The following is a 1,135-nucleotide window of genomic DNA, read 5'->3' as shown; positions in this document are numbered from 1 at the left end:
GGTCACGTTGACCATGGTAAAACTACTTTAACAGCAGCAATCACTAAAGTTCTTGCTGAAAAAGGTCAAGCTGACTTCCAAGACTACAGCATGATCGACAAAGCTCCAGAAGAACGTGAACGCGGTATCACAATCAACACTGCACACGTAGAGTACGAAACAGATACTCGTCACTATGCACACGTTGACTGCCCAGGCCATGCTGACTATGTTAAAAACATGATCACTGGTGCTGCTCAAATGGACGGCGCTATCCTAGTTGTATCCGCAGCTGACGGCCCTATGCCACAAACTCGTGAGCACATCTTGTTAGCTCGCCAAGTAGGTGTACCAGCTATCGTTGTATTCATGAACAAAAAAGACATGGTTGACGATGAAGAATTATTAGAATTAGTAGAAATGGAAATCCGTGAATTGCTTTCCAGCTACGAATTCCCTGGCGATGACATTCCAGTTGTGGCAGGTTCTGCATTGAAAGCTTTAGAAGGCGACGCTGCATACGTTGAAGCAATCAACGAATTGATGGCAAAAGTTGACGAATACATCCCAACTCCAGAACGTGACACAGACAAAACATTCTTGATGCCTGTCGAAGACGTGTTCACAATCACTGGTCGTGGTACAGTAGCAACTGGCCGTGTAGAACGTGGTCAAATCAACGTTGGTGACGTAGTAGAAATCGTTGGTCTTCAAGAAGAACCATCCAGTACTACAGTTACAGGTCTTGAAATGTTCCGTAAAATCTTGGAATCTGCAGTAGCAGGTGACAATGTAGGTGCATTGCTTCGCGGTATCGACCGTAAAGACATCGAACGTGGTCAAGTATTGGCTAAACCAGGTTCCATCAAACCTCACACTAAATTCAAAGCAGAAGTATACGTGTTGACAAAAGAAGAAGGTGGCCGTCATACTCCATTCTTCTCCAACTACCGTCCACAATTCTACTTCCGTACAACTGACGTAACTGGCGTTATCAACTTACCAGAAGGTACAGAAATGTGTATGCCTGGTGATAACATCACTATGAACATAGAGCTTATCACTCCAATCGCTATTGAAGAAGGTTTACGTTTCGCGATCCGCGAAGGTGGCCATACAGTAGGCGCTGGTGTTGTTACAGCTATCGAAGCATAAT

1 protein-coding gene is annotated in these 1,135 nt (G+C 44.7%); it reads left to right on the top strand.

Going from position 1 to position 1,135, the window contains the following annotated elements:
- On the top strand, positions 1-1,134 hold a 1,134-nt coding region (gene tuf, locus EO116_RS08365; protein WP_127161429.1), incomplete at its 5' end, for an elongation factor Tu.
- Between the last annotated feature and the right edge of the window lies 1 nt (position 1,135).

The organism is Veillonella sp. VA137, assembly GCF_003992015.1.
GTDB lineage: Bacteria > Bacillota > Negativicutes > Veillonellales > Veillonellaceae > F0422.
Note: the sequence above shows the minus strand (reverse complement) of the source record. Positions and strands in the feature narration are given on the sequence as shown.